The sequence below is a fragment of the Pseudoalteromonas sp. KS88 genome, from assembly GCF_004766475.1.
GTDB lineage: Bacteria > Pseudomonadota > Gammaproteobacteria > Enterobacterales > Alteromonadaceae > Pseudoalteromonas.
The window spans coordinates 1-1,378 of sequence record NZ_PYHV01000044.1; the positions used below are offsets into that span (position 1 = coordinate 1).

Consider the following 1,378-nt stretch of genomic DNA (forward strand, 5'->3'; position numbering starts at 1 on the left):
TGCAGTCATACTGCCATCACTAACACTGATCACAATGCCTGCTTGGGTGCCCACATCCTCATTTGTTGGTGTGCCACTCAATTGCCCTGTTGTGGTATCAAAGCTCGCCCAACTTGGCTTATTCGTGATGCTAAAGCTTAATGTATCACCGTCCATGTCTTGTGCGCTTGGTGTAAAGCTGTACGCTTCATCCTCATTCACTTGCGTCGCTGGTATGCCACTGATGCTTGGTGCATCGTTGGTGTTGATTACCGTTATGCTAAATGGTGCTAAGCTTTGCACTTGTGTGCCATCACTCACACTGATAATGATGTTGCTGTAACTACCAACTTGTTCATTCAGTGGCGTACCGCTCAATTCACCTGTTGCACTGTTAAAGCTTAGCCAACTTGGTTTATTACTGATGCTAAACGTTAACGTGTCGTTGTCTGCATCACTTGCTGTTGGAATAAACTGATAGCCGCTGTCTTCGTTCACTGACGTTGTAGGTGCCCCACTTATCAACGGTGCGTCATTGATACTCGTCACTGTGATGGCGATATTCGCCACCTCTGAATTTAACTCGCCGTCATTGGCAACAACACTGACTGAGTCACTGCCATTAAAGTCACTGTTTGGAGTGTACACTAACGTATTGCCCGTTAAGCTTACGCTACCACTAACAGCATCAGTCACAACGCTGTAGCTGAGGTTTTCTCCTTCAATGTCTTCACCCGCTAAAGTCACTGTTAATGCTGTGTCTTCATCTGTTGAGACTGCTTGCCCTGCAAGCGTTGGTTGGTCGTTAATTGGGGTTATCGTTAATGATACTGTCACTGCATCCGAGTCAACTTCACCATCATTGGCTACAAACGTAAAGCTGTCTGCGCCATTGGCATTGGCGGTTGGGGTGTAAAGCCAGCTGTCATTACTTTGTTGTACCAAGCTTCCTTTTGTGACTTCATCAACAATACGGTAACTCAAGGTGTCTTGGTCGACATCTGTTGCTACTAATGTTAGTAAAATGGAACCGTCTTCATCCAGTGTTTGCGCTTGTGCGCTGGCTACTGGTTTATCGTTCACTGACGTGACTGTCATCGTGACCGTCGCAACATTTGAAACTGCGCCTTGGCTGTCTTTTACTGTGTAGGTAAAACTATCATCACCAAAGAAGTTGGCATTCGCCGTGTAAATAATCGCTCCGGTATTGGTCACGCTTGTTTGGCCGTTTGCTGCATCACTCACCACCGTAACACTGCTTACATCGAGGCTATCACCTTCGTCAACATCACTGTCATTACCCAGCACGTTCACTTCAAACTGCCCTTCTTCTTGCAGTTGCGCGGTATTATCAAGCGCCACTGGCGCATCATTAATCGCATTGATTGTAAGCGTCACT

1 protein-coding gene is annotated in these 1,378 nt (G+C 46.5%); it reads right to left on the bottom strand.

The genetic code is table 11. From position 1 onward, the window contains the following. Positions 1-1,378: Ig-like domain-containing protein (locus C7Y70_RS20300; RefSeq protein ID WP_135476815.1), on the bottom strand; the 1,378-nt coding region annotated here is incomplete at both ends.